This is a genomic window from Planctomycetota bacterium (assembly GCA_035574235.1).
Classification (GTDB): domain Bacteria; phylum Planctomycetota; class MHYJ01; order MHYJ01; family JACPRB01; genus DATLZA01.
Map to the genome: position 1 here is coordinate 1 of DATLZA010000097.1, position 7,800 is coordinate 7,800.

General features: G+C 72.9%; 6 protein-coding genes. All 6 read left to right on the forward strand.

All coding sequences use genetic code 11. From position 1 onward, the window contains the following. Nucleotides 1-300: hypothetical protein (locus VNO22_08210; GenBank protein HXG61342.1), on the forward strand; the 300-nt coding region annotated here is incomplete at its 5' end. 64 nt (nucleotides 301-364) lie between these two features. After that, nucleotides 365-1,381, forward strand: coding sequence for a MoxR family ATPase (locus VNO22_08215; protein HXG61343.1), 1,017 nt, complete (start codon nucleotides 365-367; stop codon nucleotides 1,379-1,381). A 6-nt stretch (nucleotides 1,382-1,387) separates the two neighbouring features. Then, nucleotides 1,388-2,281 (forward strand): DUF58 domain-containing protein, encoded by an 894-nt coding sequence (locus VNO22_08220; protein ID HXG61344.1) that lies wholly within the window; start codon nucleotides 1,388-1,390, stop codon nucleotides 2,279-2,281. A gap of 2 nt (nucleotides 2,282-2,283) precedes the next feature. Then, complete coding sequence (locus VNO22_08225) at nucleotides 2,284-4,467, forward strand: BatA domain-containing protein (protein HXG61345.1); 2,184 nt, start codon at nucleotides 2,284-2,286, stop codon at nucleotides 4,465-4,467. Nucleotides 4,468-4,471: 4 nt separating this feature from the next. After that, on the forward strand, nucleotides 4,472-6,814 hold the full coding sequence (locus VNO22_08230) for a hypothetical protein (GenBank protein ID HXG61346.1): 2,343 nt from the start codon (nucleotides 4,472-4,474) through the stop codon (nucleotides 6,812-6,814). Between the two features lie 7 nt (nucleotides 6,815-6,821). Further along, nucleotides 6,822-7,800, forward strand: a 979-nt coding sequence (locus VNO22_08235; protein ID HXG61347.1) for a hypothetical protein, incomplete at its 3' end; no start/stop codon positions are given.

A 7,800-nucleotide genomic window follows, 5' to 3' on the forward strand; every position in this document is an offset into this window, starting at 1 on the left:
CCCCTCTGGGAAAAATCCCGCCGCGCGGCGCGCGGGATCCTGGAGCGGCTGCCTCCCGAGGCCCGCGCGCTCTACGGGGAGGCCCTGGCGCGCGTCGAGGAGGCCAGCCGCCGGGTCGAGGCGCGCGGCGTGCCGCCCGACGCGGTGGCGCGGGCGGTCCTTCACGCCCTCACCGCCCGGCGGCCCCGCGCGCGCTACCGCGTGGGGGCCGATACGCGCCTGCAGGCGGCGCTTGTGCGCGCGCTCCCCGACCGCTGGCGCGACCGCCTCATCCTCCGCGAGCTCCGGCGCGAGCCGTGAAACGCGCGGCGCTCCGAGTGTTATTCATCGTTCGGACGACGATTCCTTCCAAGGAGGTGACCCCATGGGCGACGCCCTCGCCGCCGATTCCGACGTCGAACGGGTCGAAAAGCTCCGCGACGCGCACCGCCGGCTCCGGGAAGAGATGGGCAAAGTCATCGTGGGCCAGACCGAGGTGCTCGATCAGCTTCTCACCGCCATCTTCTGCCGCAGCCACGCGCTCCTGGTGGGCGTCCCGGGCCTGGCCAAGACGCTCATGGTCAGCACCCTGGCCCAGGCCCTCGAGCTCTCCTTCAAGCGCATCCAGTTCACGCCCGACCTCATGCCCAGCGACATCACCGGCACCGAGGTCATCCAGGAGGATCCCGTCACCCGCCAGCGCGCCTTCCGCTTCATGCCGGGACCCCTCTTCGCCCACGTCGTCCTGGCCGACGAGATCAACCGCACCCCGCCCAAGACCCAGGCGGCCCTCCTCGAGGCCATGCAGGAGCGCAAGGTCTCCGTCGGCGGCGTCGATCACCCCATGAAGGATCCGTTCTTCGTCCTGGCCACCCAGAACCCGATCGAACAGGAAGGCACCTACCCGCTCCCCGAGGCCCAGCTCGACCGCTTCCTCTTCCTCATCAAGGTGGACTATCCCAGCGACGAGGAGGAAGAGCGGATCATGCGGCTGGGCACCTCGGACGCCCCCGCCGCGGTCGGAAAGGTCCTCGGAGCGGAAGACATTCTCGCCCTCCAGAAAATCGTCCGCCGCGTCCCCGTGAGCGATCACGTGCTCGCGTACGCCAAGCGGCTCTCGCGGATGAGCCGCCCCGGCCGGCCCGAGGCCGCCGACTTCGTCAACAAGTGGCTCACGTGGGGCGCCGGCCCCCGGGCCAGCATGAACCTCGTCCTGGCCGCCAAGGCGCACGCCGTCCTCCACGGGCGCTTCCACGCCTCCGTCGAGGACGTGGCCGCCGTGGCCGCCCCCGTCCTGCGCCATCGGCTCATCCCCAACTTCGCCGCCCAGAGCGAAGGCGTCAGCCCGGACGATGTCGTCCGGCGCCTCCTCGAGGCCGCGCCCCGCCACGAAGCCGCGTAACGAACGATGCCGAGCGCGTACCTCCGCCCTGACGTCGTCGGCCGCGCCGAGGCCCTGGGCCTCCGCGCCCGGACCCTCGTCGAAGGTCTCCGCGTCGGGGACCATAAGAGCCCCTACCACGGATTCTCCGTGGAGTTCGCCCAGCACCGAGAATACGTTCCGGGGGACGACGTCCGCTACGTGGACTGGCGGGTTTGGGGCCGCTCGGAGCGCTACGTCATCAAACAGTTCGAGCAGGAGACCAACTTCTACGCCCATCTCCTTCTCGACGCCAGCCGTTCCATGCTTTACGGGGAAGGGGAGCAGAACAAGCTCGAATACGCCAAGACCCTCGTGGCGTCCCTCGCCTATCTCATCGTGGCCCAGCGGGACGGAGCGGGACTCTACGTCTTCGACGCCGCCTGGCGCGCCCAGCTTCCCCCCGCTGGCCAGCCGGGACACGTCCAGGAGATCCTGCGCACCCTGGAGTCCGTCGAACCGCGCGAGAAGACCGCGATCGGCCCTCTCCTCCACGAACTCGCCGACCGCCTCCGCCGCCGCGGACTCGTCTTCCTGATCACCGACGCCTTCGACGAGGTGCCGCCCCTCCTCGACGGCCTGCGCCACCTGCGCTTCCAGGGCCACGAGGTCATCCTCTTCCACGTGCTCCACCCCGACGAGATCGCCTTCCCCTTCGACGGGATGGTGAAGTTCGACGGCATGGAGGAGCCCGTCCATCTCCTGACCCGCCCGCGCCTCGTGCGGCCCACCTACCTGCGGGCCCTCGAGGAATGGCTGCACGAGCTGCGCCAGGGCTGCGAGGCGCACCGCGTGGACTACGTTTTGGTCGACACCTCCCGGCCCGTGGCGGAGACGCTCACGGGATACCTGGCGCGGCGGCTCCGCGTGAGGAGGATCTAGACGTGTCGCTCCTGGCGCCGTGGATGCTCTGGGGCCTGGCCGCCGCGAGCCTGCCCGTGATCCTCCACCTTCTCTACCGCTCGCGCTACCGCACCGTCCCCTGGGCGGCCATGAAGTTTCTCCTCCGGAGCGTCCAGGAGACCCGCCGCCGCATCCGCTTCCAGGAGCTTCTCCTGCTCCTCGTGCGCACGGCGATCCTGCTGCTTCTGGCCCTGGCCCTGGCGCGGCCCACGACCGCCGCGGGCGCGGGCGGGGGCGACGCCGTGGACGCGGTGCTCCTCCTGGATACGTCGCTCAGCATGGGCGCGCGCGAGGGCGCCGCCACGCGCTTCGAGCGCGCCCGCCGCGCGGCGCTCGCCGTCCTCGACCACCTGCCCCCCGGCTCCACCGCCCAGATCGTCGCCTGCTCCAACCGCGCGGCGCTCCTCGGTCCCGCCGCGGCCTCCAACCTAGAGCTGGCCCGCGAGCGCCTCCGCGCCCTCGAGCTTTCCCACGAGGCGTCCGACCTCTACCCGGGCGCGGCCCTGGCGGCGGAAGTCCTCGCCCGCGGCCCTTCCCCCAACAAGGAGCTCTGGATCTTCAGCGACTTCCAGAAATCCGCCTGGGAAACCCAGGGGGCCGCGCTCGTCTCCCGGCTGCGGGAGCTCGCCGGCCGCGCCTCCGTCACCCTCGTCCGCTGCGGAACCCGCCCGCCCCGGAACGTGACCCTGGCGGGAATCTCGCTCCAGTCGGGAATCCCCCACACGGGGGAACGCCTGGCCTTCGCCGTCCTGGTGCGCAATACGGGCCGCGAGACGGTGCGCGATCTTACCGTCCGCCTGGAGGTCGAAGGCCGGCCGGGAGAGCGGGAAACCCAGGCCGTCCCGGAGCTCGGTCCCGGAGAAACCCGCGCCGTCACCCTCACGGGCCGGTTCGAGAAAGCGGGCCTGCGGCCCGTTTCGGCCTCCGTGTGGCCCGACGAGCTCGAGGAGGATAACCATTTCTTCCAGGTCGTGCCCGTCCGCGATCAGGCGCGCGTCCTCGTCGTGGACGGCGCGCCGAGCGATCTGCGCCCGGAGGCCGCCTCCGCGTTCTACCTTCTGCACAGCCTCCGGCCGGTGCCGGAAAGCGCCTGGGCCGCGTACCCCGTCCAGCCGCGCGCCGTGGGGCCGCTCGAGGCGTCTCCGGGACTGCTGGCCGAGGCGGACCTTTGCGTTCTCGTGAACGCTCCGGTCGCCGCCCCCGGGGAGCGCGATCCGGGCGCGCTCGGCGAGGAATTCCTCGACCGGCTGGGCGATTTCGTCCGCGAAGGGCGCGGCCTCGTCGTCTTCGCCGGCCCGCGGGTTTCCCCGGAGGCCTACACGCGCGCCCTCTTCGAGACGCGCGGGCTTCTTCCGTACCCCGTGACCGCGCGGCGCGACGCGCCGGCCGCGGGACCGATGCGCTTCGATCCCCGCTCCGTCGATCCCGTCTCGTTCCTGGCGCCCTTCCGGGAGGAGCCGCTGTCCCGCCTGGATCAGACGGCGGTGCTCCACGCCCTGGGGCTCGAGGAGCGGCCCTCCGACGACGCGCGCGTGCTTCTTCGCTTCGCCGACGGCGCGCCGGCCGTCGCGGCGCGGCGTCTGGGGAGCGGCGAGGTCGTCTTCGTGGCGACCTCGGCGGATCTGCGCTGGTCGGACTGGCCGCTGCGTCCGGCGTTCCTGCCCTTCGTCCACGCGGTCCTCGGGAGGCTCCTCGGGACGCGCGGAGAGGCGCATAACGTCGTGGCCGGCCGGACGGCCCGCTGGACCGCGCCGGGCGGCGAGGCCTCGCGCATCTTCGCCCTGGAGGATCCCGTGGGACGCCGCACGCGGCTCGGGGCGCCGGTTCTCGTCGACGGCCGGCCGGTCGTGACCTCTCCGCCGCTTTCCCGCGCGGGCTTCTACCGGATCGTCCCGGCGCGGGCGGCGGAGGGGACGGCCGAGGGGCCGATCTTCGCCGCGGCGCCCGATCCCCGGGAAAGCGAGGATCTCGAGAGCCTTTCGGAAACGCAGATCGATGAGCGCCTCGGAGTGCGCGTGACCCACACGGTGGCCGGGGACGATCTTTCGATCTTCGCCGGCGCCGAGCGGCTCCGGCGGGAGTGGACGCTGTGGCTTCTTCTGGCCGTCCTGGCGCTGGTCGGCGTGGAGACGGTGCTGGCCTGGTGGGCGAGTCGGGGGCGGTAGGGACATGTCGCTCCAGTTCAACGGTCTGATGTCCCCGGTCGTCGCGGCGGCGGCGGCGGTCGCGGCGGCAGCGGTCGTTTTCCTGCTGTACGCCCGCGAGGAAGGCCGGCTGGGGCCGGTCCGCCGCGCGGTGCTGGCGCTTCTGCGCACGGCGGTCGTGGCGGCGGCGCTTTTCCTCCTCCTGCGTCCGGTCCTTCTGGCCGAGGAGCGCCGCGAGCGGCCGCGGCCGGTGGCGCTTCTCCTGGACGATTCCCAGAGCATGACCCAGCGGGATCAGCGCCTTTCGGCGGCCGACCGGCGGCGGGTCGCCGTCGCCGAGGGCCGCGTCCCGCCCGACGCCCCCTTCTCCCCGGACGCCGAACCTCCCGAGGGAACGTCGGAGAATCCGTCGCGCGCGGAGCTCGTGCGGGCGGTGCTGGGACATCCGAAGCTGGCGCTTCTGGACGGATTGCGGCGGGCGGGGCCGCTCCAGGTCTATCTTTTCGGCCAGCGGGTCCGGCGGCTCGAGGATCCCGCCCGCTGGGCGGAGGAGCTGAGGTTCGCCGACGCGCGCACGGCCCTCGCGGAGGCGGTCCGCGAGGTTCTCTCCGGCGCGGGAGATCCCCCCGCGGCGATCGTGATCGCGACCGACGGCCGGGACAACGCGAGCGCGCTGGGCCTGGACGAAGTGGCGCTGGAGTGCGTCCGTTCGGGAGTGCCCCTTCACATCTGGGGAGTGGGCTCCTCGGAGGTGGGGAACCTGGCGGTCCGCGACTTCGCCTGTCCGGAGACGGTGTTCTACGACGACGAGGTCGCGGTGCCGGTGCGCTGGCGGTGCCGCGGATTCCGGCAGGGGACGGCGGAGATCGAGCTCCGGCTCGGGGACCGGGTGCTGGCCCGCCGGGAAGTGCCGCTCCGGGAGGGCGAGGAGTTCCGCGAGGTGGTCCCCTTCACGCCGCGCAAGGACGCGGGGCTGCCGGAGAAGGGGGATCTCGTCGTGACGGTGCGGGCGCGCGGCGTTTCGGAGACGTTCACGGCGGACAACGAGCTTCGCCGGCCGCTGTCCATCGTGGACCGGAAGGTGCGGATCCTCTACGTGGAGGAGGCTCCGCGCTGGGAATACAAGTTCCTGCAGACGGCGCTCCTGCGGGACCGGCGCGCGGAGGCGCGGTTCGTGGTGGCGCAGGGCGACCGGAGGGCGCTCGAGAGCGGTCCGCCGTATCTGCCCGGGTTTCCCTCGACGCGGGCGGAGCTTTTCGCGTTCGACGTGCTCATTCTCGGGGACGTTCCGGCGTCCTTCCTGGGCAACGAGCGGCCGGCCTGGATCCGGGACTTCGTGCGCGAGGGAGGAAGCCTCATCGTCATCGCCGGGCGGCGGAACGCGCCCTGGGGCTGGGCGAAGACGGAGCTGGCGGAAGTCCTTCCGGTCGAGTTCCCCGGCGCGCGGCCGCCGTTCAACCCGGCGGAGCGCCCGACGGCGTACGTTCCCGTGCTCACCCGGCAGGGTCAGCGCGCGGAGATGCTCGCCTTGGCGGACGATCCGGACGAGAGCGCGCGGCTGTGGCGGGAGCTTCCGGGCTTCTACGGATTCGCCCCCGGCGTGCGGCTGCGGCCGGGGGCGGCGGCGCTTCTGGTTCATCCGCGCGCCAAGGTGGGCGACGCGCCGGTTCCCGTTCTGGCCGTGCATCATTACGGCAAGGGACAGGCGCTTTTCCTCGGGACGGACGAGACCTGGCGCTGGCGGGCGCGCGACGAAGGGCGGTTGTTCGCCCGCTTCTGGGGCCAGACGATTTATCAGATGGGGTTGCCGCACCTCCTGGGGGCGCCCAAGCGCGTGCAGCTGGCGCTGGAGCGGCCGGAGAACGTGCTGGGGCGGCCCGCGTACGTGTATGCCCGGGCGTTCGATCCGGAGTTCCGGCCCTATTCGGGCGAGCGGATCCGCGCGCGCCTGGAGTTTCTGGACGCGCCGGCCGGGCCGGACCGGGAGCGGACGCTCTCGCTGGAGGCGGTGCCCGGGCAGCCGGGAGACTACCGGGCGCTGCTGCCGAACGACGCGGTCGGGCGCTGGGCGCTCCGGGTGGACGAGCCCGCTCCGGCGGCCCTGGAGTTCCGGGTGAACCTGCCGCCGCAGCACGAGCTCGAGGTGGCCGGCATGGAGGAGGAGACGCTGCGCGCGGCGGCGGAGGCGTCCGGCGGGGCGTTCTACCGCGAGGAGGATCTTCACCGTCTGGCGGCCTCCCTGCGGCCGAAGTCGTCCCCCGTCGTGGAGCGCCGCGAGACGCTTCTCTGGAACGCGCCGATGCTCGTTCTTTTCGTGGCGCTGATCGGAGCGGAATGGATTCTGCGGAAGTTTTCGAACCTGAGCTGAGCGGGCGATGATTCCCGAGACGATCCGGAAGCGGCTGAGGGAGCTGGACCGGCGCCGGCGCGTTCATGAAGCGGCGGCGGGGGCGGGCCGCTGGACGGCGCTCGCGGTGGGCACGCTCGCGGCGGCGGCCCTGGCGGACTGGTTGATCGATCTCTGGATGGACACGCCGTGGGGGCTGCGGGTCGGGGGGCTGGCGGCGCAGGGGCTCGTGTGGGTGGGGGCGTGGGCGGCGTGGGTGGGGCGGCCGCTTCTGGCGCGCCGCTCGTGGCGGGACCTGGCGCTCTGGGCGGAAGATCGTTTTCCGGAGTTCGGGGACCGCCTCATTACGGCGGTGGAGCTCAACGCCCCGGGGGCGCGGACGGAGGGGATGTCGGCGGAGCTGCTGGCGGCGGTGACGCGGCAGGCGGAGGATCTGGCGGCGCGGACGGATTTGCGGGCGCGGCTGGATCGGCGTCCGTTGCGCCGGGGGGGCGTGTCGGCCGCGGCGGCGGCGGCGTTCGCGGCGGGGGCGTTCCTGGCGGCGCCGGAGACGTCGCGGGCGCTTCTCGTGCGGCAGTTCCTGGGGGACCGGGCGATTCCGCGGTCGGTGGCGCTGGAGCCCGTGGCGGACCGGATCGTCCGGCCGGCGGGGGAGGAAGTCGTGTTGCAGTTCCGCGCGCGGGGCCGCCTGTCGTGGGAGGGTTTACGCGGCTGGGTGCGCCTGGAATCCGAGGGGCGGCCTTCGGAGACGTATGCGATGTCGTTCGAGTCGGCGGATCCGGAGGGGGCGGTCTTTTCGGCGCGGATTCCGCCGCAGACGGGGCGGTTCGTCTGCCGGGCGCGGTTGCGGGACGGCCGGACGCGGCGGCCCGCGGAGCTCCTGTACGAGCCGCGGCCGGTGGTGACGCGGCTGGAGGCGGCGCTCGTCCTGCCGGAGTATTGCGGGCGGCGGCCGGACGGTTCGCGGTACGAGCAGGCGCGGCCGCGGGGGGACGTGGCGGGGCCGG

Coding starts and splice junctions, on each gene's coding strand:
- VNO22_08215 (HXG61343.1), top strand. CDS start 365: ATGGGCGACGCCCTCGCCGCCGATTCCGACGTCGAACGGGTCGAAAAG.
- VNO22_08220 (HXG61344.1), top strand. CDS start 1,388: ATGCCGAGCGCGTACCTCCGCCCTGACGTCGTCGGCCGCGCCGAGGCC.
- VNO22_08230 (HXG61346.1), top strand. CDS start 4,472: ATGTCGCTCCAGTTCAACGGTCTGATGTCCCCGGTCGTCGCGGCGGCG.